This is a genomic window from Tardiphaga sp. 37S4, from assembly GCF_021044645.1.
GTDB lineage: Bacteria > Pseudomonadota > Alphaproteobacteria > Rhizobiales > Xanthobacteraceae > Tardiphaga > Tardiphaga robiniae.
In genome coordinates this window covers 1,929,506-1,953,479 of sequence record NZ_CP088008.1, presented here as the reverse complement: position 1 = coordinate 1,953,479, position 23,974 = coordinate 1,929,506, and the positions used below count along the sequence as shown (strand labels likewise).

At 62.5% G+C, this 23,974-nt stretch carries 23 protein-coding genes; 7 read left to right on the top strand and 16 right to left on the bottom strand.

Features of this window, described 5'->3' with window-relative positions:
• Positions 1-141: 141 nt before the first annotated feature.
• The 4 genes from LPB73_RS09490 (at position 142) to LPB73_RS09475 (ending at position 3,556) form a co-directional block, all read left to right on the top strand.
• Positions 142-1,617: an MFS transporter gene (locus LPB73_RS09490; protein WP_115029190.1), complete on the top strand. Its 1,476-nt coding sequence runs from the start codon at positions 142-144 to the stop codon at positions 1,615-1,617.
• 3 nt (positions 1,618-1,620) lie between these two features.
• Positions 1,621-1,884, top strand: a complete 264-nt coding sequence (locus tag LPB73_RS09485) for a hypothetical protein (protein ID WP_231080404.1) — start codon at positions 1,621-1,623, stop codon at positions 1,882-1,884.
• 202 nt (positions 1,885-2,086) lie between these two features.
• Entirely contained in the window at positions 2,087-2,623 is a 537-nt protein-coding gene (locus tag LPB73_RS09480; protein ID WP_231080403.1) for a TetR/AcrR family transcriptional regulator, read from the top strand.
• 66 nt (positions 2,624-2,689) lie between these two features.
• Positions 2,690-3,556, top strand: coding sequence for a DMT family transporter (locus tag LPB73_RS09475; protein ID WP_231080401.1), 867 nt, complete (start codon positions 2,690-2,692; stop codon positions 3,554-3,556).
• A gap of 21 nt (positions 3,557-3,577) precedes the next feature.
• Here the strand turns inward: LPB73_RS09475 and LPB73_RS09470 are convergent, their stop codons facing one another.
• Together LPB73_RS09470 and LPB73_RS09465 are read right to left on the bottom strand one after the other, a co-directional pair.
• Positions 3,578-4,288, bottom strand: coding sequence for an RlmE family RNA methyltransferase (locus LPB73_RS09470; protein ID WP_068730972.1), 711 nt, complete (start codon positions 4,286-4,288; stop codon positions 3,578-3,580).
• 90 nt (positions 4,289-4,378) lie between these two features.
• On the bottom strand, positions 4,379-5,443 hold the full coding sequence (locus tag LPB73_RS09465) for a Ppx/GppA phosphatase family protein (RefSeq protein ID WP_093761470.1): 1,065 nt from the start codon (positions 5,441-5,443) through the stop codon (positions 4,379-4,381).
• Between the two features lie 217 nt (positions 5,444-5,660).
• Here LPB73_RS09465 and LPB73_RS09460 point away from each other — a divergent pair, with 217 nt between their 5' ends.
• Positions 5,661-8,033, top strand: a complete 2,373-nt coding sequence (locus LPB73_RS09460) for a xanthine dehydrogenase family protein molybdopterin-binding subunit (protein ID WP_231080400.1) — start codon at positions 5,661-5,663, stop codon at positions 8,031-8,033.
• An 86-nt stretch (positions 8,034-8,119) separates the two neighbouring features.
• On the opposite strand, the gene LPB73_RS09455 is transcribed toward LPB73_RS09460, so the two are convergent.
• From LPB73_RS09455 to LPB73_RS09410, 10 genes are all read right to left on the bottom strand, one after another.
• Positions 8,120-8,500: a hypothetical protein gene (locus LPB73_RS09455; RefSeq protein ID WP_231080399.1), complete on the bottom strand. Its 381-nt coding sequence runs from the start codon at positions 8,498-8,500 to the stop codon at positions 8,120-8,122.
• A 143-nt stretch (positions 8,501-8,643) separates the two neighbouring features.
• Positions 8,644-10,764, bottom strand: coding sequence for a sodium-translocating pyrophosphatase (locus LPB73_RS09450; protein WP_231080398.1), 2,121 nt, complete (start codon positions 10,762-10,764; stop codon positions 8,644-8,646).
• A 410-nt stretch (positions 10,765-11,174) separates the two neighbouring features.
• Positions 11,175-12,173 carry a thiamine-phosphate kinase gene (gene thiL / locus LPB73_RS09445; RefSeq protein ID WP_231080397.1) on the bottom strand — a complete coding sequence of 333 codons (999 nt, stop codon included), beginning with the start codon at positions 12,171-12,173 and terminating at the stop codon, positions 11,175-11,177.
• Between the two features lie 2 nt (positions 12,174-12,175).
• Positions 12,176-12,688, bottom strand: a complete 513-nt coding sequence (gene nusB / locus LPB73_RS09440; RefSeq protein WP_089263856.1) for a transcription antitermination factor NusB — start codon at positions 12,686-12,688, stop codon at positions 12,176-12,178.
• 3 nt (positions 12,689-12,691) lie between these two features.
• Positions 12,692-13,183: a 6,7-dimethyl-8-ribityllumazine synthase gene (gene ribH / locus LPB73_RS09435; RefSeq protein WP_089263855.1), complete on the bottom strand. Its 492-nt coding sequence runs from the start codon at positions 13,181-13,183 to the stop codon at positions 12,692-12,694.
• Between the two features lie 212 nt (positions 13,184-13,395).
• Positions 13,396-14,010 (bottom strand): riboflavin synthase, encoded by a 615-nt coding sequence (locus LPB73_RS09430; protein WP_231080395.1) that lies wholly within the window; start codon positions 14,008-14,010, stop codon positions 13,396-13,398.
• Entirely contained in the window at positions 14,010-15,164 is a 1,155-nt protein-coding gene (gene ribD, locus LPB73_RS09425) for a bifunctional diaminohydroxyphosphoribosylaminopyrimidine deaminase/5-amino-6-(5-phosphoribosylamino)uracil reductase RibD (RefSeq protein WP_231080394.1), read from the bottom strand. The genes LPB73_RS09430 and ribD overlap by 1 nt, the downstream gene beginning before the upstream one ends.
• Complete coding sequence (nrdR, locus tag LPB73_RS09420; RefSeq protein WP_068732542.1) at positions 15,161-15,643, bottom strand: transcriptional regulator NrdR; 483 nt, start codon at positions 15,641-15,643, stop codon at positions 15,161-15,163. The genes ribD and nrdR overlap by 4 nt, the downstream gene beginning before the upstream one ends.
• Positions 15,644-15,715: 72 nt before the next feature.
• Positions 15,716-17,017: a serine hydroxymethyltransferase gene (gene glyA / locus LPB73_RS09415; RefSeq protein ID WP_089263852.1), complete on the bottom strand. Its 1,302-nt coding sequence runs from the start codon at positions 17,015-17,017 to the stop codon at positions 15,716-15,718.
• A gap of 347 nt (positions 17,018-17,364) precedes the next feature.
• A complete protein-coding gene (locus tag LPB73_RS09410; protein WP_231080393.1) occupies positions 17,365-17,991 on the bottom strand; it encodes a glutathione S-transferase family protein in 627 nt (208 codons plus the stop codon).
• Between the two features lie 222 nt (positions 17,992-18,213).
• Here LPB73_RS09410 and LPB73_RS09405 point away from each other — a divergent pair, with 222 nt between their 5' ends.
• Positions 18,214-18,582, top strand: coding sequence for a nuclear transport factor 2 family protein (locus LPB73_RS09405; protein WP_231080390.1), 369 nt, complete (start codon positions 18,214-18,216; stop codon positions 18,580-18,582).
• A 973-nt stretch (positions 18,583-19,555) separates the two neighbouring features.
• Here the strand turns inward: LPB73_RS09405 and LPB73_RS09400 are convergent.
• The gene (locus LPB73_RS09400) at positions 19,556-19,777 is read right to left on the bottom strand and encodes a hypothetical protein (RefSeq protein WP_231080389.1); all 222 of its coding nucleotides are present in this window, start codon (positions 19,775-19,777) and stop codon (positions 19,556-19,558) included.
• Between the two features lie 35 nt (positions 19,778-19,812).
• Positions 19,813-20,043, bottom strand: coding sequence for a hypothetical protein (locus tag LPB73_RS09395; protein WP_089263849.1), 231 nt, complete (start codon positions 20,041-20,043; stop codon positions 19,813-19,815).
• Between the two features lie 255 nt (positions 20,044-20,298).
• On the opposite strand from LPB73_RS09395, the gene LPB73_RS09390 reads away from it, so the two are divergent.
• On the top strand, positions 20,299-21,264 hold the full coding sequence (locus LPB73_RS09390) for a heme-binding protein (protein WP_231080387.1): 966 nt from the start codon (positions 20,299-20,301) through the stop codon (positions 21,262-21,264).
• A gap of 244 nt (positions 21,265-21,508) precedes the next feature.
• Here the strand turns inward: LPB73_RS09390 and ldtR are convergent, their stop codons facing one another.
• Together ldtR and LPB73_RS09380 are read right to left on the bottom strand one after the other, a co-directional pair.
• The gene (ldtR, locus tag LPB73_RS09385; protein WP_068732529.1) at positions 21,509-22,021 is read right to left on the bottom strand and encodes a transcriptional regulator LdtR; all 513 of its coding nucleotides are present in this window, start codon (positions 22,019-22,021) and stop codon (positions 21,509-21,511) included.
• Between the two features lie 339 nt (positions 22,022-22,360).
• A complete protein-coding gene (locus tag LPB73_RS09380; RefSeq protein WP_231080386.1) occupies positions 22,361-23,929 on the bottom strand; it encodes an AMP-binding protein in 1,569 nt (522 codons plus the stop codon).
• Positions 23,930-23,974: the final 45 nt, after the last annotated feature.

The following is a 23,974-nucleotide window of genomic DNA, read 5'->3' as shown; positions in this document are numbered from 1 at the left end:
TTTAGGCGTTTTCGGCCTCCAGCCGGGCGGGCGCAGTCACGGATGATTTAGGAGGTATTCGGCCTCTCGCAATAGCCCACGCCCCGGCAGGATGTTAAAGCGCCCGCAGCTTGGGCACTCGTAAGAATCATCAATAATTTCATGAATAAAGAACGCCTGATCCCGCTCATCGTCGCCTCCGCCTTGTTCATGGAAAACATGGACTCCACGGTGATCGCGACCTCGCTGCCGGCCATCGCCGCCGATATCGGCACCAGTCCGCTGACGTTGAAGCTGGCGATCACCTCCTACCTGCTCTCGCTCGCGGTATTCATTCCGGCATCCGGCTGGACCGCCGACCGGTTCGGCGCACGCGCCGTGTTCTCCATCGCCATTGGCGTGTTCATGATCGGCTCGATCGGCTGCGCGCTGTCGCAATCGGTCACGCATTTCGTCATCGCCCGTATCATCCAGGGCCTCGGCGGCGCCATGATGACGCCGGTGGGACGCCTCGTGCTGCTGCGCTCCATCGACAAAAGCGCGCTCGTCAGTGCCATGGCGTGGATGACGGTGCCGGCGCTGATCGGCCCGGTGATCGGACCGCCGCTGGGCGGTTTCATCACCACCTACTTCTCGTGGCACTGGATCTTCCTGATCAATATCCCGATCGGCTGCCTCGGCATCTATCTTGCGTTGCGCTTCATCGATCCGATCCGCTCGGAGGATCCGGAGCGCTTCGATCTGCTGGGTCTGGTGCTGGCCGGCGTCGGGCTCGCCGGCATTGCCTTCGGCCTCTCGGTCGCGGGCCTCAATCTGCTGCCATGGCCGATCGTCGCCGCACTGGTCGGCATCGGCACGGTGTCCATGACCCTCTACGTGATCCACGCCCGGCGCACCGCGTCCCCGGTGCTGGACTTCTCGCTGATGCGGCTGGTGACCTTGCGCGCCGCCATCATCGGCGGCTTCCTGTTCCGGCTCGGCATCGGCGCATTGCCGTTCCTGCTGCCGCTATTGATGCAGGTCGGCTTCGGCCTGTCGCCGTTCCAGTCGGGCATGGTGACCTTCGGCTCGGCAGTGGGCGCCATGGGGATGAAGACATTGGCGGCGCGCATCATCCGCGCCTTCGGCTTCCGCAATGTCATGACCGTCAACGCCGTGGTGAGTTCGGTATTTCTCGCCGCCTGTGCGCTGTTCACGGTGACCACGCCGCTGATGCTGATCCTGATTATCCTGGTGGTCGGCGGCTTCTTCCGCTCGCTCGAATTCACCGCGATCAATACGGTTGCCTATGCCGAAGTCGAGACGGCGCAGATGAGCCGCGCCACCACGCTGGTCAGCGTCAACCAGCAGCTGTCGATCTCCGCCGGCGTCGCGATCGGTGCATTCTCGGTGGAATCCACCATGCTGATGCGCGGCATGACCGAATTGTCGGCTGCCGACTTTGCACCGGCCTTCCTCGTGGTGTCCGTGATCTCGGCAGCCTCGGCCTGGTTCTTCTGGCAGATGCCGGACGACGCCGGCCACGAAATCTCCGGCCGCAAAGTGATCGATATCGCCAGCCGCAAGGGCGAGGCAAAAGCCGCTGTCAAAGCGGCCAGCGAAGGCACCGCAGATGCAAGGGATCAGAAGCTGGGGTGAGTTGTGACGCGCTCGCAATGGGCCATAGGTCTCGCCACGATCGTCCTCACGATCATCGCCGGCGTCATGTCGTTCGAATATGTGAACAGGCGATTTCCGCCGAAGCCCGCGCCCATTGAGCAGGTGACCGCGCAGGATGCCAAAGAGCAGACCGATCCGGATGCCGCTAAAACACCGCCAGCCTGCGTCGAGCGCGATGGATCCTGGCGAAACTGGTCATGGCCGAACGTGCCGATGCTGTCGCCGAAATGCGAGAGCGCGAAGTAAATCATCCGACCGCAAGATGACGAGAGCCGACAGATCGCTCAAAGCGCGCCCTGTCACAAACTCCCCCTCCCATCACCTTAAGCTGTCATTTGCAATTAATGACCAATCGGTCCATATATCACCAATGGAACATCATTCCCCTGTGCGGTTGCCGCGCGGCCGCCCCCGAGGTTTCGACACGGAAGCTGCCATCGAGCGCGCCATGAACGTGTTCTGGTCGCGCGGCTATCATGCCACGGCGCTTCCGGACCTTCTTCAAGCGACGAACCTCTCGCGTGGCAGTCTCTACGCCGCCTTCGGTGACAAGCGCGGACTCTTCCTGCGTGCGCTCGATCGCTACATTGCCGACGCCCTGCTACGAATCGACATCGAACTCGACCCGCGTGGCGCGCCAGTCGCTGGCCTACGGGCCTACCTTGCTGGTTACGTCGATCGGACGAGTGGCGCCAATGGTCGCCGCGGATGCCTGCTGGTCGCGACAGCCATGGAGTTGGGTGGCCGCGACCCGGAAGTCGATCGCCGCATCGGCGGCTTTTTCAAAGCTATGGAGACCAAAGTAGCCAATGCGCTGTCGCGCGCGAAGGCCGCAGGCGAGTTGGCTCATGGTGTCGAGCCCGCAAGCGCGGCGCGACTGCTGGTCTGCTTCGTCGAGGGGCTGCGTGTCGTAGGTAAAACACGTCCGACACGAAGCACATCGCAAGCCACCGTTGACGCTCTTCTCGAACGCTTCATCAGGTAACGCGTCAAGGCGTGGCTGGTTGAGCGCACCTATATCTGGACCGAACAGTCTTGAATGGAAAGTGTCATGTCGCTCATCCAGATTGTCTGCGCGGTGATGGTACCCTTGCTTTGGGGTTATCAGTTCGTGGTCATCAAGGTGGGCATTGTGGAATTTCCGCCGCTTTTCTTCCTTGGCCTGCGCTTTCTGGCTATGGCATTGCTGCTCGTTCCGTTCGTCAAAAAGCCTGCACGTCAGGAACTCAGCCCTGTCGCCGCGATCTCGGTCTTTCTTGGTGGGCTGAACTTCGGCCTCTTCTATGTCGGCCTCGCGCTCGGCTCCGGAAGTGTTTCGGCCGTCGCATATCAACTCGCCACGCCCTTCACCATCCTGTTGGCTTGGCCGCTGCTCGCGGAGAGACCGTCTCTCGTAACGTCTAGTGGGGTGTTGCTGGCATTTCTCGGCGTGGTCGTGCTTGCAGCGGGGCCTGGTGTGTCTGCGAACGCTATTCCGATTCTGCTGGTGGTCGGGGCAGCACTCGCCTTCGCGGTCGCCAACGTCTTAACGAAGCGGCACGGACCCTTCGACCCCTTGATGTTGACGGGCTGGTCCTCTCTCTTCACGGTGCCACAGGTGATGCTGATGTCGTTTGTCCTTGAAGATGGACAATTGACGTCCCTCGTCACGGCGGATGAACGTGGTTGGCTCGCGCTCGCCTACACCGTTTTCATCGGAGGAATTGTTGGATTTAGCCTTTGGTTCTGGCTCATCGCTCGCTGCACCATGGGCCGCGTGGCGCCATTCGGTTTGCTTCTTCCGGTCTTTGCCCTGATTTCAAGCGTGCTGTTCCTTGACGAGCATATCACTCCAACGTTGATTGTCGGGGCGCTGCTCGCCATCTCCGGTGTTGCCATCACACAAGTGAGATCGAGCGCTCTACCAAATCGGACTTAGAGTCGCCTATGCGCTCACGACCTAGTTGTCGTGCTCACCGAGCCGGTGATCACCTGCCACGCCGCGAAAACCCATGGCCAGCACGTAGCGCTCCGACGAGTCCTTGCGGCTGGCGGCTGGCTTCACATGTTTCACCGTCGCGAAGTCGCGCTTCAGCTGGGTCATCAGCGTGGCGTCGGCGCCGCTCTGGAACACCTTGGCGACGAAGGTGCCGCCGGGCTTGAGCACGTCAGCGGCGAAGGCCGCAGCATCCTCGACGAGGCCAACGATGCGCAGCTGATCGGTCTTGCGATGGCCGGTGGTGTTGGCCGCCATGTCGGACATCACCACGTCGGCGAGACCGCCCATCATCGCCTTCAATCTGTCGGGCGCATCATTGTCGAGAAAGTCCATCTGGGCGAAGGTCACGCCGACGATCTCCGGCATTTCCAGGAGATCGATGGCCACCACTTGCCCCTTGCCCTCGGCCGAGCCGACGCGCCGCGCCGCGATCTGGCTCCAGCCGCCAGGCGCAGCGCCGAGATCGACCACGGACAGGCCGGGCTTCAAGAAGCGGTACTTATCGTCGATTTCGATGATCTTGTAGGCCGCGCGCGACCGCAGGCCGTCCTTCTTGGCCTGCTGCACATAGGGGTCATTGAGCTGGCGGTCGAGCCAGAGCTTCGACGACAGTTTCATTCTGCCGGCGCTCTTGACCTGGATCCGCAGGCGTCCGGTGGTGTCTTTGGCCATGGTCTCGTGCTTGCTTTCAGCTATTCGCGTTTCCCTTAGCACGGCATGGCGGGAAACCCGAATATTCGCTCTGAATCGGGAAAATCAGGCTCAGGACGCGCGGATCGCGCCATCCTCGCGCATCATTTCCACCAGCATGCCCTCGCGCAGCCCCCGATCCGCCACACGCAGCCGCGGCAGGGGGAACGCGTTGCGGATGGCGTCCAGAATGGCACAGCCACACAGCACCAGATCGGCACGGTCGGGGCCGATACACTGGTTGGCGGCGCGTTCCGCATAGGTCATGTCGAGCAGCCTGGAGATGGTCTCGTCGAGCTCGGCATTGCTGAGCCAGATGCCGTCGATGCGGCGGCGATCGTAGCGCGCCAGCCCCTGATAGACGCCGGCCAGCGTGGTTACTGTGCCCGAGGTGCCCAGCATATGCATGCCGTCGAGATCGCCGGCATGTTCGGCGGCGAACGGCGCCACGTGCCGGGCGACCTCCGCAATCATCTGCGTGTAGCTGTCCCGGGTCACGTGCTTGCCGCCGAATTTCTCGGCCAGCGTCACCACGCCGAGCGGGATCGACATCCACGCCTTGATCAACGGTTTGCCCTTGGGATCCGTGGGATCACGCTCGATGCGCACCAGTTCCGACGAGCCGCCGCCGATATCGAACAGGATGGCACCGCGGCCCTGCGGATCGATCAACGGCGAGCAGCCAATCACAGCCAGCGCCGCTTCGGTCTCGCGATCGATGATCTCCAGCGTGATGCCGGTTTCGCGCGCCACCTGGTCGAGAAACGCGTCCGAATTCGAGGCCGCGCGGCAGGCCTCGGTTGCGATCAGCCGCAGCCGCTGTGCGTCCCGCGCGCGGATCTTGTCGCGGCAGATGCTGAGAGCCGAGATCGCGCGGGCAATCGCGGCGTCGCTGATCACGCCGGATGTCGAGACGCCCTCACCCAGCCGGATGATCCGTGAAAACGAATCGACCACGCGAAAACTGTCGCCCGTAGGACAGGCGATCAGGAGACGGCAATTATTGGTTCCGAGATCGAGCGCGGCATAGGTGTTGGCGCATGCGGCTTCGCGCCCGCCGTCGGCCAATGCCGCAACCAATCCCTGCACACCCTCGCCCGGCCCATGGCCGCCGCGAAGCCGCGTGTCATCATCCATTCAATCTGTCTTTCCGCGACCGTTCCGGCCGGCGTGGAAACCTTCTTGGAAATATCTTTCACGGAAAGTTTAGCAGGGCACAGGATCAGCGCAACCTTGGCGCACCCCCATGCCCAATCGTCCGTTGTCGTACAGGTCACGCTGCCTTATCTCAGGGACTTACAGGGGCGCGCCCCCGCGCCAAATCCTGGAATCATCCACATTTGATGGATTCATCATGCAAGATTTTACCGGCTCGCCCGTCGACAACGCCATCGCCATGCAGAAATACGGGGTCGGCCAGCCTGTCCGCCGCAAGGAGGACGACACCCTCGTCCGCGGCAAGGGCAAATATACCGACGACGTCAACCTGCCCGGCCAGCTCTATGCCTGGATCGTCCGCAGTCCTCATGCCCATGGCGTGATCCGCGGCATCGATTCCGAGGCTGCCAAGGCGATGCCGGGTGTCCGCGGCGTCTGGACCGGCCGGGACCTCGAAGCCGCCAATTACGGCCCCTTCACCTGCGGCCTGCCGCTGAAGAGCCAGGACGGCACCCCGCTGTTCCAGACCAACCGCCATGCATTGATGACCGACAAGGTGCGCTATGTCGGCGACCCCGTCGCCTTCGTGGTGGCTGAAACAGTCGCACAGGCGCGCGACGCCGCCGAAGCCGTCGTCCTCGACATCGACGCTCTGCCCGCCGTCACCGATTGCGAGGCCGCAACGAAGCCCGGCGCGCCTGTTCTCTACGACCACATCCCGAACAATGTCGCGCTTGACTATCACTATGGCGACACCCACGCCGTCGAGGCGGCATTCGCCTCTGCCGCCCACGTCACCAAACTCGACATCGAGAACACCCGCGTCGCCGTGGTGTCGATGGAGCCGCGCTGCGCGCTCGCCACTTACGAAAAATCCGGCGGCCGCTACGTGATCCAGGTGCCGACCCAGGGCGTCGCTGGCAACCGCAATACGCTGGCCAAGCAGCTCAACGTCGCGCCGGACAAGGTCCGCATCCTCACCGGCAATGTCGGCGGATCGTTCGGCATGAAGAACATCAGCTATCCCGAATATATTTGCCTGCTGCATGCGGCGAAGGAACTGGGCAAGCCGGTGAAGTGGCTCGACGAGCGCTCCTCCAGCTTCCTGTCCGACAGCCAGGGCCGCGCGCAGGATATCCGTGCCGAACTCGCCCTCGACAAGGACGGCAAGTTTCTCGCGGTGCGCCTGAAAGGCTACGGCAATCTCGGCGCCTATATCACCGGCGTGTCGCCAAGCCCGCTGTCGCTCAACACCGGCAAGAATCTCGCCAGCGTCTACAAGACGCCGCTGCTGTCGGTGGATATCAAATGCGTGCTCACCAACACCACGCTGATGGGCGCCTATCGCGGCGCCGGGCGCCCCGAGGCCAACTACTTCATGGAGCGGCTGATCGATCGCGCCGCCGACGAGATGGGCATCGATCGCTTCACGCTGCGCAAGCGCAACTTCATCAAGCCGTCGCAACTACCCTTCGCGGCCGCCTCAGGGGTCACCTATGACAGCGGCGATTTCCAGGGCGTGTTCGACAAGGCGCTGGCAATTTCCGATCACGCCGGCTTCGCCAAGCGCAAGAAAGATAGCCGCAAGAACGGCAAGCTCCGCGGCATTGCCGTCGGCTCCTATCTCGAAGTCACCGCTCCCCCCTCAGGCGAACTCGGCAAACTGACCTTCGGCGAAGACGGCACCGTGACGCTGACCACCGGCACGCTGGATTACGGCCAGGGTCACGCCACGCCCTTCGCACAGGTCTTGTCGGCACAGCTCGGCGTGCCGTTCGAGGCCATCCGGCTCGAGCAGAACGACAGCGACCTCGTGCGCATGGGCAATGGCACTGGCGGCTCGCGTTCGATCACCGCATCGGGCCAGGCCATTGTCGAGGCCTCCGATCTCGTCATCGCCAAGGGCAAGGCTGCCGCGGCGCATCTGATGGAAGCCTCCGAAGCCGACATCGAATTCAAGGCCGGCCGTTTCACCATCGCCGGCACTGACCGCTCCATCGACATCATGGAACTGTCGCAGCGTGTGCGCGAGGGCAAGATGCCGGACGGCGTACCCTCCTCGCTCGATGTCGACCACACCTCATCGGACGTGCCCTCGACATTCCCGAACGGCTGTCATGTCGCCGAAGTCGAGATCGATCCCGACACCGGCGTGCTGACCATCGTCAATTACGCGGCGGTCAACGACTTCGGCACCATCGTCAATCCGATGATCGTGGCGGGCCAGTTGCATGGCGGCGTCGCGCAAGGCATCGGCCAGGCGCTGATGGAGAAAGTCAGCTACGACGCGTCGGGCCAGCCGATCACGGGCTCCTTCATGGATTATGCGATGCCCCGCGCCGGCGACATTCCGCTGATGCTGGTCGGCGATCATCCCTCGCCTGCAACCACCAACCCGCTGGGCACCAAGGGCTGCGGCGAAGCCGGTTGCGCGGGCTCGCTCTGCACCATCGTCAATGCGGTGGTCGATGCGCTCAGTGACTATGGCGTGACGCATATCGACATGCCGCTGACCTCGGAGCGCATCTGGCGCGCCATCCAGGACGGCAAGCAGAGCAAGGCGGCGTAAGGTCGACTATCTGAACAAGAAGCCCCGCGATCACATCGCGGGGCTTCTGTGTCGTCTACGCTAACGCGTCGTGGCCGGCAGGCCCCCTAGCTCTTCGTCCCGTATTTCCGCGCGAAATCACGCCCGGATCGCGCAATGCAGATCGCGGCCTGACTCTGATACATCGAGCCCTCGTTCTTCTCTGCGATCTTATCGCATTTCGCACGCGCCTTTTCATAGGCGGCCTTGGTCGCGGGGAGCGCCTTGGGGAGAAAGCGCGGTTCACATTTCGACAGCACGATGCTGGAGAATGCATTATCACCGGACGAACCAAGCTGGCAGAGTTCGAGAATCCGGTATGCGCCTTCGCAGCTGAACTCGGTCTTCATCGCGGCGATGATCGCCTGGTGGAGACCGCCGGCTTTCGAGATCGCAGCCTCGGAGACCGGGCATTGCTCGGCGGCCGAGGCCGGTGCGCTGCAGGCCACAAACAGTCCGATGGCTACGAGACTATGACGAAAACGAACCCGACCATGGGGCAACGGCTGCATGTAGTCCTACCTGATCAAACGTAGAAAGAAAAATCCCGCGGCTTGCGCCGCGGGATTTTCGCATTCGGCATCGCGGCCGTCTAGTGCGCCAGGATCGCCAGCAACAACAACGCCACGATGTTGGTGATCTTGATCATCGGGTTCACCGCAGGGCCCGCCGTGTCCTTGTAGGGATCGCCGACGGTGTCGCCGGTCACCGCGGCCTTATGAGCGTCGGAGCCCTTGCCGCCGAAATGGCCGTCCTCGATATACTTTTTGGCATTGTCCCAGGCACCGCCGCCCGAGGTCATCGAGATGGCCACAAAGAGACCGGTGACGATCACGCCGAGCAGCATCGCGCCGACCGCCGAGAATGCCGCCGACTTGCCGACTGCGCCGCCGCCGGCAATGGCGTAGATGATGAAGTACACCACGATCGGCGACAGCACCGGAAGCAGCGACGGGATGATCATTTCCTTGATCGCCGCCTTGGTCAGCAGATCCACCGCGCGGCCGTAATCCGGCTTGTCGGTGCCCTGCATGATGCCCGGCTTCTCGCGGAACTGACGCCGCACTTCCTCGACGATGGCGCTGGCTGCACGGCCCACGGCCGTCATGCCCATCGCACCGAACAGGTAAGGCAGCAGACCGCCGAACAGCAGACCGACCACCACATAGGGATTGGTCAGCGAGAAGTCGGGCAGCACGTCCTTGAAGTACGGATACTTCGCGGCATTGGCGATGAAGAATTTGAGGTCTTCATTGTAAGCCGCGAACAGCACCAGTGCGCCCAAACCAGCCGAACCGATGGCATAGCCCTTGGTGACCGCCTTGGTGGTGTTGCCGACCGCGTCAAGCGCGTCGGTGGCCTTGCGGACTTCCTTCGGCAGACCGGCCATTTCGGCAATGCCGCCGGCATTGTCGGTGACGGGACCGAAGGCGTCGAGCGCCACGATCATGCCGGCCAGCGCCAGCATCGTCGTGGTGGCAATCGCGATACCGAACAGGCCCGCGAGGCTGTAGGTGACGAGAATGCCGGCGATGATGACGATCGCAGGACCCGCCGTCGACTCCATCGAGATCGCGAGACCCTGGATCACATTGGTGCCGTGACCGGTGACCGACGACTGCGCGATGGACTTCACCGGCCGATAGTCCGTGCCGGTGTAGTATTCAGTGATCACGATGATCAGCGCCGTGACGACGAGACCCGCGACGCCACATTCGAACAGCGCCAGACCCGTATACTTCACGCCTGCCAGCGGACCGAAACCGATCAACCAGTAGATTACAGCGGCAACGCCGAACAGCGACAACACGCCGGTCGCGATCAGGCCCTTATACAGCGCGCCCATGATCGACTGGCTGGCACCGAGCTTGACGAAGAACGTGCCGGCAATCGAGGTCAGGATGCAGATGCCGCCAATGGCGAGCGGCAGCGTCATCATGTTGACCAGCAATGGCGAACTCGCGAAGAAGATCGCGGCCAGAACCATGGTGGCGACCGCGGTCACCGCATAGGTCTCGAACAGGTCGGCGGCCATGCCGGCGCAGTCGCCGACATTATCGCCCACATTGTCGGCGATCGTCGCCGGGTTGCGCGGATCGTCTTCGGGAATGCCGGCTTCTACCTTGCCGACGAGATCGCCGCCGACATCAGCGCCCTTGGTGAAGATGCCGCCGCCGAGACGCGCGAAGATCGAAATCAGCGACGCGCCGAAGCCGAGCGCCACTAGCGCATCGATCACAGTGCGGCTGTTGGCAGCAAGGCCCAGAAAGTGCGTGAGATAGGCGAAGTAGATGGTGACGCCGAGCAGTGCCAGACCCGCCACCAGCATGCCGGTGATGGCCCCCGCCTTGAAGGCGAGTTCGAGGCCGCCGGCCAGCGAGATCGTCGCCGCCTGCGCGGTGCGGACATTGGCACGCACCGACACGTTCATGCCGATGAAGCCGGCTGCGCCCGACAGCACGGCGCCGATCAGGAAGCCGAAGGCAACGAGCATGCCGAGGAAGTAAGCCAGCAGCGCGAAGATCACGACGCCGACGATGCCGATGGTGAGATATTGTCGCTTCAGATAGGCCTGTGCGCCCTCTCGCACGGCCTCTGCAATTTCCTGCATCCGTGCGTTACCCGCATCGGCCTTCAACACAGAACTCGTCGCCCAGATCGCGTAAACGATCGACAGTGCCCCGCAGAGCACGATCACCCACAATGCTGTCATGGAATCTGCCTCAGTCCTTCCTGCCCGGCGCCTTGTTAGTTGGCGCATAAAAAGGAGGCCTGCCCAGCACGTGAGGACGGCCTCTCGTTTGATGAGCATGGCAAAATCGGTATCGCCGTGCAACGCTGCCAATGGGCTAATGCAGGATTTTTGGAGGGGCTCTTAACCTCTCCCCGCATCTTGCGCGGGGAGAGGTCGATCCGGCGTAGCGCAGCGAAGCCGGGTCGGGTGAGGGGCATGGCAATGGCCCCTCCCCTGGTCGGCAGCTTCAGATCGTTCCGAACCAGCAACAGCATTACTTGGTCAAACCGCGTGCCCCGCCCCTCACCCGCCGCGAAGACGCGGCGACCTCTCCCCGCGCAAGATGCGGGGAGAGGTTAGGTCCGCGCTTGCGGGAACGATAAGGCTAGTCAGAAGTGGCTGTAGGACAGGCGCTTCAACACGATGTCCCTGCCCGCCTGGTCGACGAAGCGGGGCGATGACGCACCTGCAACAATCGTCCCGATGACCGCGACCCGCACGCCCGCCTGGTGCGCGGCCTGCACGAAACCGGTCGTGCGATTCTCTGGGATGGTGCAGAGGACTTCGTAGTCGTCGCCGCCGGCAACGACCGTTTCGAGACCGATCACACCGCGATCCAGCAGTGCTGCCGCCGGATCCGACAGCGGAATAGCCGATGCATCGATGACGGCAGAGATGCCCGACACCGCACAGAGCTTGGCGAGATCGCCGGCCAATCCGTCGGAGACATCCATCGACGCCGTCGCGAAATCGCGCACCGCAAATGCCAGCGCGTTGCGTGGCTGCGGCACGCGATAGCGTGCCACGAGCGCGTCACGCGCGTTGCTGTCGCCAGTCAGCGCCGTCGCGACCGCGCCGCCTTTCAGCGCCGCAAGGCCAAGCGCGGCATCACCGATCATGCCACTCACGACCACGCGGTCCCCCACCGCTGCGCCGTGGCGGCGCACCATCTTGCCCACCGGAACGCGTCCGAAGGCGGTGACTGAGACCATCAGCGGCCCCGGCGTCGAGACCGTATCGCCGCCGAGCAACGCACAGCCGAATGTTGCGATGTCTTCGCCGAGACCGCGCGCGAATTCCGTCAGCCACGTCTCATCATGTGTCCGCAGCGCCAGCGTCAGCACAAAGCCGGCCGGCACTGCGCCCTTGGCGGCGAGGTCTGACAGGTTCACCCGCAGCGCCTTGCGCGCAATGGTGTCCGGGGGATCGTCGGCGAGAAAGTGCACGCCCTCGACGATGGCGTCGGTGTTGACAACGATATCCTCGCCGTCAGCCTTGAGCACCGCGGCGTCATCGGTGAGCCCGAACGCGCCGGGATCAGTCGCGAGCGGCTTGAAGTAGCGCGCGATCAGGGTGTCTTCGCCGGATGCGTTGGACCCGGCTGACATGATCAGTGTCCTGCGCGCGAAAACTCTTCCGCGCGAAACTGCCGGGCGATCTGGTCAAGCACCGCATTGACCATGCCGGTCTCGTCGCCTTCGACGAAGGCATGCGCGACGTCGACATATTCCGACACCACGACACGGCCGGGAATGTCCTTGCGATGTTCCAGCTCATAGGCGCCGGCGCGCATCACCGCGCGCAGGATCGCCTCGATCCGCTGCAGCGGCCAGCCCCTGGAGAGCGCGTCGTCGATCAACGGATCGAGCTTGTTCTGGTCGCGCACCACGCCGGACACGATGTCGCGGAAGAACGCCTCTTCGGCGGGGAGATACTGGTCGCCCTCGATCTCGCTGCCGAGCCAGAAGCTCTCGAACTCGGCGAAGACGTCGTTGATGCCCGCCCCGCCGATATCCATCTGATACAGCGCCTGCACCGCGGCGAGACGCGCAGCACCGCGGCGGTTGGCCTTGCGGTCGCCTTTCGGCACGGGCTTCTTGAAGTCGGCTTTCTTGTCAGCCATCACTCAAGCCTTCGCCAGACGGCGCTTGATGCGCAGCACGGACAGTGCCGCACGGGCCGCATCGCCGCCCTTGTTCAATTCACCGGCGCGCGCGCGCGCCCAGGCCTGCTCGTCGGTATCCACCGTGATGATCCCGTTGCCGAGGGGCAGCCGCAGATCGACGGACAGATCCATCAGCCCGCGCGACGACTCCATCGAGACGATCTCGAAATGGAACGTCTCGCCACGTACGACACAACCCAGCGCAATTGCCGCTTCATAAGGCTTGCCGCTTTTCGCGGCAGCATCGACCGCAATCGCGATGGTCGAAGGAATTTCCAGCGCGCCGGGCACCGTCAACACGTCATGGGTGACGCCGGCTGCCTTCAGCTCGACGATCGCGCCTTCCAGCAGTGCATCCTGAATGTCGTCATAGAACCGCGCCTCGACGATCAGGACGCGCGCGCCCGTGATGTCGGTCTGGTCCTGCAAATGAGCGCGTCGCGCGTCTGCCATTTCTCAACCTGTTAAAAACGCTGACAACATCCGCTTACGGTGTATGTCAACAATCGCGCGGTTTTAGTCGTGTGCGGCTGCGAAGCCAAGGGCAATACTCGGCAATTTAGCGCCGTCATGCCCGGCGCATGCCGGGTATCCACGTCTTGGCCGGGCACGAAGACGTGGATGGCCGGGACAAGCCCGGCCATGACGGCCGAGAGGTCGGAGCCTTAAACCGGCATTTCGCTCAGCCGCGCCGCATAGCGGGCCATCAGGTCGACCTCGATATTAACCTCGGCGCCTGCTTCCCACGCCTTGCCCAGCGTGGTGACGCTCAGCGTGTGCGGAATGATCAGCACGGCGAATTGCACGTCATCGACGGTATTCACCGTCAGCGACACGCCATCGAGCGTGATCGAGCCCTTGGTGGCGATGAAACGCGCCAGTTCGCGCGTGGTGCGGAAGGTGATCCGCGCCATGTCCGGCAGGTTCTCGCGCGACACGATGGTAGCGATGCCATCGGCATGGCCGGCGACGATATGGCCGCCGAGCTCGTCGCCGATCTTCAGCGCGCGTTCGAGATTGAGGCGGGTGCCCAGCTTCCAGTGCTTCGCCGTGGTCATGCCCAGCGTCTCGGCTGCGGCATCGACGTCAAACCAGGTCTTGCCGTTGGCCACGCCGGAGCCGACCACTGTGAGGCAGACGCCGTTGCAGGCGATCGAGGCGCCGTCGGCGATGGTGGTCTGGTCGTAGCCGCAGAGAATGCGCAGCCGGTGGAGCTGGCCCTGCGCCACTTGCGTAAGGCTCTCGATCTCGCCGATGTCGGTGACAATGCCGGTGAACATTAGCTTCTTTCGTAGATGGTCAGAGTGTCGTTTTCGATCGTCTCGCTAGCACGCTGCACGAAGCCCGGCGACCCGGTGATCGCCGATAGCGGCAATGCATCCAGCGCGGCGATCCCACCCTCGCCGATCTCCTTCCGCCCGCGAAACAGCCAGACCTCGTCGACCAGTCCCGCCGCCACGAAAGACGACGCGACTTTCGATCCGCCTTCCACCAGCAGCTTCGTAATGCCCTTCTCCGACAAGCTATGCAGCACGGCCAGCAAATCCAGCCCCGGCGGCGGCGCGGTCGTGGTCGGCACGCGCAGCACCTGCGTGCCGGCCGCGCCCAGCGCCATTGCGGCGGGCGCTTCCGACAGGCTGGAGGTCATCACCCAGAGCGGCGTCGTGCGCGCCGAATGCACCAGTCTGCTGTTACCGGACATGCGCAGCGCACGGTCGAGCACCACGCGCACCGGCGAGCGCTTCATCATGCCCGGCAAGCGACAGGTCAGTTCGGGATCGTCCGCGATGACGGTGCCCATGCCGACCAGCACGGCGTCGCATTGCGCCCGCAAGAGATGCACGCGCGACCGCACCATCTCGCCGGTGACGGCGACAGGCTTGTGACCGGCTGCCGCGATCTTGTCATCCGGCGACACCGCGAGCTTCAACACGACATGCGGGCGCTTGTCGCGCACGCGGCGGAAATGCCCGGCGTGATCGCGTGCGGCCTGTTCGGCACAGAGCCCGACATCGACCCTGATGCCAGCGGCACGCAGCCGTGCATGGCCTTGGCCCGCCACGTCCGGATTGGGATCTTCAATTGCCGCAACGACGCGCGCGATGCCCGCGGCGACGATCGCATCGGCACAAGGGGGTGATTTGCCGAAATGCGAGCATGGCTCCAGCGTCACATAGAGCGTGGCACCGCGTGCGGCCTCGCCGGCCTGCGCAAGTGCGACAGGCTCGGCATGGGGACGGCCGCCGGGCTGCGTCCAGCCGCGGCCAATAATAACACCATCCTTCACGATGACCGCGCCGACCGCGGGATTGGGCCATGTCCGGCCCTGCCCGCGACGGCCAAGCGTCAGTGCCAGCTGCATGAAGCGCAGGTCGGTTGCTTTCGCCTCTTGGGATTTTTGCGCGTATTGATCTTCCAGGATCCGGAAGATCATTTTCGGACCACCACCGGCCGGCCGTCGTCGTCAGCATGCAATTCGCCGAGCACGGCCTCGAAGTCCTTGGCCTCGCGAAAATTGCGATAGACCGAGGCGAAGCGCACATAGGCGACGTCATCGAGCCCGCGCAGATGCTCCATCACGATCTCGCCGATGGTCTCCGACGAAATCTCCGCCTCGCCGCCGCTTTCCAGCTCTCGCACGATGGCCGACACCATGGTCTCGACGCGCTCAGGATCGACCGGGCGCTTGCGCAGGCTGATCGACAGCGAGCGGACCAGCTTGTCGCGGTCGAACGGCACGCGGCGGCCGTTGCGCTTGATCACCGTGAGTTCGCGCAGTTGCACGCGCTCGAAGGTGGTGAAGCGGAAGTTGCAGGTGACGCAGACGCGCCGCCTGCGGATCACGGCGGAATCTTCCGCGGGACGCGAGTCCTTCACCTGCGTATCGAGGCTATTGCAGTTCGGACAGCGCATTCCAGAGAACCTTCCAGACACTCGTTCCTGCGCGACCTTCTGACCGCGCAGGTCTTCGCCTCGTAGCAGGCCTTACTGATAGATCGGGAAACGATCCGTCAGCGCCTTGACCTTCTCCTTCACGGCCGCTTCGACCAGCGGCGCACTGCCGTCGCCGGACTGCGCCACCGCGCTCAGCACTTCGGCAATCATCTCGCCGGTTGCCTTGAATTCGGCAATGCCGAAACCACGCGTGGTGGCGGCGGGCGTGCCGAGACGGATGCCCGAGGTGATCCACGGCTTTTCCGGATCGAACGGCACGCCGTTCTTGTTGCAGGTGATGCCGGCGCGGACCAGTGCCTTCTCCGAGACGTTGCCCTTCAGGCCCTTCGGCCTGAGGTCGACGAGCATCAGGTGGTTATCGGTGCCGCCCGAGACAATGTCGTAGCCCTGCGCACGAAGCGTTTCGGCCAGCGCCTTGGCATTCTCGACAACGTTCTTGGCATAGACCTTGAAGTCCGGCTGCAGCGCTTCCTTGAAGGCCACGGCTTTCGCCGCGATGACATGCATCAGCGGGCCGCCCTGCAGACCCGGGAAGATCGCCGAGTTCAGCTTCTTGTGCAGCGCCTCGTCATTGGTGAGGATCAGGCCGCCGCGCGGGCCGCGCAGCGACTTGTGCGTGGTCGTCGTGGTGACATGGGCATACGGCACCGGCGAGGCATGGACGCCACCGGCAACGAGGCCAGCAAAGTGGGCCATGTCGACCAGCAGATACGCGCCGACGCTGTCGGCGATCTCGCGGAAGCGCTTGAAGTCCCACGACCGCGAATAGGCCGAGCCGCCGGCGATGATCAGCTTCGGCTTCACCTCCTCGGCCTGCTTGGCGATCGCATCCATGTCGAGGATCTGGTCGTCCTTGCGCACGGTGTAGTGCACCGGCTTGAACCACTTGCCGGACATGTTGACGGGCGAGCCGTGGGTGAGATGGCCGCCGGCTGCGAGGTCGAGACCCATAAAGGTATCGCCCGGCTGCAACAGCGCCAGGAACACCGCCTGGTTCATCTGGCTGCCGGAATTCGGCTGCACATTGGCGAACTGGGCGCCAAACAGCTTCTTGGCGCGCTCGATGGCGAGGTTCTCGGCGATATCGACGAATTCGCAGCCGCCATAATAGCGCGCGCCCGGATAGCCCTCGGCATATTTATTGGTCATCACCGAGCCCTGCGCTTCCATCACGGCGCGGCTGACGATGTTTTCCGACGCGATCAGCTCGATCTCGTGACGCTGGCGACCGAGTTCACCCTTGATCGCCTCGGCAATCTCGGGATCGGCCTGAGCAAGCGTGGCGGAGAAGAACGAGTCGGGCGCGGAGCCGGTTTTGGCCGAAGTGGTCATAGGGCAATATCTCCACCGCCGCGGCCTTCTTTCGGCGTGCGGACGGTCACGAGTGGCGATCAGGAAGCGGTGCCCCGAATACCATATCTGGCTGGCGGGGCCAAGGTTTTGCGGTTCAGGGCGCGATATTTAGGCAGCGGGGTAAATGCGGCGATTGCACAAGCCGATCGGTACTCTCACTGTCATTCCGGGGCGAGATCTCGGCGAAGTTGAGAGCTCGAGCCCGGAATCCCGACATGTTCAGCGCAAAACAGCTCGGGATTCCGGGCTCGGGTTCGCCGCCTTCGGCGCCGCTCCCGCCCCGGAATGACGAGTGTGGGGCCAGCGCGTCCAAGACCCCAATCGCCCTATTTCGCCAGCCGGTATACCCCGCCCTTCTCCACGCTGCGCTGGAACGCCGGGCGGGCATGCATCCGGCCAATCCAGGCGGCCAGATCGGGATAGGCCTTGAGCCGGTCGAAGCTGCCGGCAACCTCGGCGACGAAACTCATCTGGATATCCGCGCCGGTCAGGCTGTCGCCAACGAAGAACGCACGGCCCTGCAGCGCGCGGTCGGCATGACCGAGATGCCGGGCTATCTCGCTGTCGATCCGCTGCTGCAGCGGCGCGCCGGCCTCCTTCAGGCGGGACACGTAGAGATTGAGCATCAGCGGCAACATCGCCGAGCCCTCGGCATAATGCAGCCATTCGAGATAGGCCTCATGCTCCGGAGTGCCCTCCGCCGGCCGCATCGCGCCCTTGCCGTAGCGGCGGATGACGTAGTCGACGACGGCCGCTGATTCCGCGATGGTCACATCGCCATCGACGATGACAGGCGACTTGCCGAGCGGATGCACCGCCTCCAATTCCGGCGGCGCGAGCCGCGTCTGCGCATCGCGCTGATAGGTTGTCAGATCATAGGACGCGCCGAGTTCTTCCAACAGCCAGATGATCCGCTGCGAGCGGGAGTCGTTGAGATGATGAAGCGTGAGCATGGGCGTGTCCTTGTGTTGTCCCCGGCCCGATCTGTAGACCGTCGGCGTGAGAGAAGTCTCCGAGGATTATCGCGCGGAAACAGCGAACAAGAAAATCTTCGCGAGCTTTTCCATGCTAGTTTGCCGGTAAGGCGACTGTCTGTCGTTGTGGAGAGGTTCGGCTCTCCTTCCCCTCTGCACCAAGCCAAGCCGCCAACCTGAGGCCTATCGCAGGAGGTTGAGATGGACGATGTACGGGCCGCCCTGGAGCGTCATTGGACTGCATCGGATGCGAACGATTTCGATATCGAACATGACATCTACCATGAGGATGCGATGCTTTATTATCCCCAATCGGGGGAACGCATCCGCGGTCGGCACAACATTCAGATGAGCCGACTTGTCCAGCCAAATGAGAAACGTTTTACGGTTCGGCGGATTATCGGCAACGGCGAATTATGGGTCACCGAATTCATCCTGACCTATGACGGTATACCATCCTACGCGGTGAGCATCATGGAGTTCCGCGACGGACGGGTGGCCAACGAAACGCAGTATTTCGCCGATCGGTTTGAACCTGCAGTCTCGCGCGGACATCTTGTCGAGCGATAATTCGAGGTCGCAGAACCGCAACGACAGCGCTTCGATGAGCACGCGTGTGATGAGCGCATCGCGTCCCGCTCTTCATTCCGAAGCGCGACTAGCGCTTGCCGGACGCCACACTTGTCATTCCGGGGCGCACGAAGCGGCGCAGCCGCGTAGTGCGAACCTCAGCCACTCCAATTGGAGTGGCGGGGAATCTCGAAGTGTTTGGCACAATAGGAGACTCCCATGCTGAGATTCCGGGTTCGCCTGCGCGAAGGCGCGCAGCCGCCCCCAGGCAAACCAATTGGTTTGCCTGGGAATGACAGTGTGAGGCGGCAAGACAGCGCCTAAACATTTTTTCCTATCTCCCGTTGACAGCATCCCTAACTTGATTATATTCCCCTCCGTCCTGCCCCATCGAGAGGGGCGATCGCGATCGTCACGTTCGCGGGGTGGGATGCGGTGGACGCCGGAGATGCGGCGTCACGCGGTTTGGGGGTGACGTCTGTCTTCGGGCAGGACGGATCTGCGCCAGCACTGCCACTGGCAAGGAGACGGCCGACCTTGGGATGGAAAGACCCCTGGACAGTGTGACGGACGACCAAATCGAAACGTGTCCGGCTTACTCGCTTGAGGCTCCCTTCCCATCGCCTTGGGACTTTAATTCGCGATCGGAGCGTTCGTCGAGGCAAAGTGCAAGCAACCGAAAAAACACCGCAGGCGGAACGTCGGGCACTTGCTCGGCGCCTCCGAAAGTCCTGATGCACTCACAATTGCGGAAGACCGCATCGCATCAGGCCCACGGGTGCAACGGGCACCCGGCGTTCCGCACGCCCTCTCACAGAGGGGCGGGAATGCAAGCGACGACGGCGCCCCCGCGCCGCAAATAATGGGGGCGATGACGCATGTCTGAAGGGCCGTGGCTGTTTGAAATTTGAATCTGATGAAGCTTTGGACAGGGCGCCAGCGCTTAAACGCAGCGCTATTGCGCCCTACTCCCTCAAAGGCCGGTAAACCCGGCCTTCACCGGATCGTTGCTGCCATCAAGCTCACGCAAATAGGTCAAGCCGAACACCGTCAGCCGGTGCGTATCCTTCTCGCCGCCGTCGAACAGCGACTGCACATAATCGGTCACCTTGGTGCGGGCTTCGTCCGATGCCGCCTGCGTGCGGCTCATCATCAGGTCATAGGTGTGCATGATGCGGTCGATGGCAATCTGCATGTCGTCATTTTCCCCGTTGGACATCAGAAAACCGGCTACGCGGCTTCAGCCCGTGCAGCCTGGAATTGCGCTATCGCTCTGTTCGCAAGGCGAAGCTTGTTGTCTTCGCCGCGATGAAACATCCGGACGATGATTTCGAGCAGCCGATCGTTGGTGAGATAAGTATCGGGGATCGCGCCGGACTTGCGCAGGTAGTTCGCAGCGATGGCATAGGCGTCGCCCACCGCCTCGACATTCATCACTTTCAGACCGCGTTCGACCAGCATGACTTGATCCCTTCTGTCATCGGAGAGATAAGCCGCAACGTGAGAACCAGTTCCATTGCCTGTCCACCTTGCGGCATGTGGCTGCAGAAGCGGAAGCTTCTGTAATATCAATATAAAAGAATATTTTCCTTAGAGAGCGATAGCGGCACGACCCTCCGATGACTGACAAAGCCTGTGGTGCGCCTTTCGACACACGCCATGATAACGATTTCCGTTTACTCAACCTAAGGTTTTGGCCATGATTACACCGGCCGAATGGCCATCCGGCGTCGTATCGGCATTGGAGGCACAATGGATCTCAAACCAGGTTTTTCATTCAGGCCATTACCCAGCATCGGCAGGGCCCTTTTGTTTTCCCTGTCGAGACCCACAAGCCCGCTTGGCCCCCTAGCAGACCTTCCCGGCGTCTGGACAGGCAAGGGATTCAACATGATCTGGCGTCCCAACAATACGCCGGGGCAGGATCGCTTCCTCGAACTCAACCTCACCGACGAGCAGCTCGAATTCACCGAAATCCCAGGCGAGATTCCCAATCGCGGGTTGCTGCAAGCCGACATCCTGATGTTCGGGGTGCGTTATCTGCAATCGATCTCAGACGGCAACAACGGCGCCGGCCTGCATATCGAGCCCGGCATCTTCGCAACCGTACCGCAGACCAGCGATCCGTCAGTGCCGCCAAGCATCGTGCGCATGGCATCGATTCCGCACGGCACCACCGTGCTGGCCCAAGGCCTCGCCATACCCGACGTGAATGCGCCGATCATCAATCCCGTCGACATCACACCATTTATAATTGGCAATCCCGCGAAGCTTATCAAATTCCCGGAGTCCGATCTCGCCATTCCCACGAAGTTTCGCTCACCACCGCCCGACATTGTCGGCATCACGCAAACCATGGTCGACAATCCAAATTCAGTGCTGGCGAGTGCACTCGCGGGACAAACGGTAAAACATACTGTCGTGCTTCAGCTTTCATCGAATCCGGCAACGCCGGTGATCGGAGGCGGAACGGCCAATACGGCCTTCCTGAAGGGGGCGCCGGGCCACGGCCCGAATGCGGACGCCGCTGAGGTCACATCGACCTTCTGGATCGAGACCATCGCGGGCGCAGGAGGGAAGCCCGACTTCCTGCAACTTCAGTATACTCAAACCGTACTGCTTAACTTTAACGGTCTGAGCTGGCCCCATGTCACGGTCGGCACGCTGGTAAAGGCGCCGTAGAACTACACTTTACGAGATCTGGGAACTGTGGGCGCAGTGGATTCCGATAGAAGCCCCCCCGATAAGAACAAAGGGCCAGAGGCACAGCACATAGCCTCGTATGCACGCGGTTCCACCGCGCTTTCCTCGTAATTTGAACAACAGAAAGGCGCCCGAAGGCGCCTTTCCAATTGATCGATGTCGTGTACCTCTTGCGGGCACTTCGACGGCTTCAGGAGGGCAATCCCAAAGGAGTTTAAATTTCTCAGAGGCGATACAGGATCTGGTCGGTCCAGAAGCGCTCGAGGCGGTGCAGCGACTTGTTGAGGGTCGCGAATTCCTCGTTGGAGATGCCACCGACCTGCTCGACCGTCTTGACGTGCTTCTGATACAGCGCGTCGACGATGTGGCGGATTTCCTGGCCCTGCGCCGTCAGACGAATGCGAACCGAGCGACGATCGACGCGCGAGCGCTGATGATCGAGGAAGCCGAGTTCGACAAGCTTCTTCAGGTTGTACGACACGTTGGATCCGAGATAGTAACCGCGGGTGCGCAGCTCGCCGGCGGTCAATTCCTTGTCGCCGATATTGTAGAGCAGCAGTGCCTGGACCGAATTGATATCAGCGCGGCCGCGGCGATCGAATTCATCCTTGATGACATCGAGCAGGCGGCGATGCAGACGCTCCACCAACGTCAAGGCTTCCAGATAAAGCGGCTGAACCGGCGCCTGGCCCGGAACGAGATCGACGCTTTCCACCGTCGCAACGGTCTTCATCATGACACTACCCCTGTTGTCGTTTTTATCGACTTATTCGACGAAACTTGTGTCCCGTCTGATAGGGCCAACTTAAGGGGGAGCGTTTGAAGAACCGCTTAAATAAGACAATAAAGAGATCATGAATTTGAGACAGTGAATCTGAGATTAAGCCGGTGAAACAAGGGGTTTTCGCAAGGTTTGATTCACGCTGCAGAGCCCATGTTCCAGCTTTGTCCGCCCGATCTGTCGCATAGCGGAACAGCTTGCCTAAAATTCGAAACACTCGCGTAAGGTTCGTAACCGGGGCGTTAGGGTGACCGAAGTCTTACCGCCAACGCCCCGAAAATTAATTCGACAATTTTACGCAACTCCGCGCGTTCTTCCGTCCCAATAGGGCGCGCGCAATGCCTTGCGATCGATCTTGCCGAGCCCCGTCACGGGGATCTCACTGACGAAATCGATGGTTTTCGGCGACCACGGCGCGCCGCGCTTGTCTTTCACATGCGCCTGCAGTTCCTCGACCGAATTATTCGCGCCGGCTTTGAGCACGACAAAGGCTTTTACAGCCTCGCCCCACTTCGCATCGGGAATTCCGATCACGGCAGCGGACGCCACCGCATGATGCGCCATCAAGGCATCCTCGACTTCACGCGGATAGATGTTGAAGCCGCCGGAGATGATCATGTCCTTGGTGCGGTCGACGATATAGAAGAAGCCGTCGCTGTCCTTCACGGCGACATCGCCGGTGTGCAGCCAGCCGCCGCGGAACGCATCTTCGGTGGCATCCGGGCGTTTCCAGTAGCCATCCATCACCAGCGAGCCGCGCACGCAGATCTCGCCGGGTTCCCCTGTCGCCACTTCACGCATCTCGGCGTCGAACAGTTTGACCTCGACCATCGGATTGGCGCGGCCGCAGGAGCCGAGACGGCCCGGCTTGCTGTCGTCGTGATCGATCTTGCGCATGGTGGTGATGATCTGCGGCGCTTCGGTCTGGCCGTAGAGCTGCACGAACACATTGCCGAAGATGCCTACGCCCTCGCGCAGCCGGTCCGGCGACATCGGCGCCGCGCCGTAGACGATCATCTGCAATGACGACATGTCGTATTTGGCGCGCAGCTCCGGCGCGTCAATCAGCGCATAGATCAGCGTCGGCACCAGGAAGGTCGCGGTAATCTTCTCCTCATGCACCACGCGGCAATAGGTTTCCGCATCGAAACCCTGCACCAGCCGTGCGAAACCGCCGCGCAGCATCACCGGAAACAGCGTGATGCCGGCGGCGTGGCTGATCGGCGTCGCCGCGAGATAGCGGATATCGGCCGGCCAGTCCCAGTCCGCGTAGATCGCCAGCGACATCGCCACCAGCACGCGATGCGGCAGCATCACGCCCTTGGAACGGCCCGTGGTGCCACCGGTATAAGCCAGCCAGCAGATATCGCCGGTGCTGCTCTCGTCCACCAGCGGCGCCGGCGTCGCATTGGGCAGTTCGGCCAGGAGATCGCGCGCGCCATCGAGCGCGCCGAAGGACAGCAGATGTTTCAGGCCCGGCACGCGGCTGCGTAGCGCGAGGCCGCGCGCGGCGAATTTGCCGGCCTCCACGATCAGCGCGGAAATTTCGGCGTCCTCGAGAATGAAGGCGTGATCGTCCTCGGCGGCCATCGGATGCAGCGGCGTGTAGCGCAGGCCCATCACGGCGGCGGCTGATATCGAGGCCCAGCTCTCGGCGCGGTTGCCGGAGAGAATGGACAGCGCATCGCCCTTCCTGAGGCCGAGACTGCGAAACAGGCTGATGAAACGCGCGACCACGTCGCCGAAGTCACGGTAGCTCCAGCGGACATGGCCGTCCGCGAGCGCGGGCTGGTCGCCATAGCGGGCGATCGCGCTGACGATGAGGTTGCCGGCGGTGCCGCCGGAATAAAGCTGGTTCAACATGACCTCCCTGAATGCAGGGCCTTCTGCGAGGCCTCTGCTTGACGT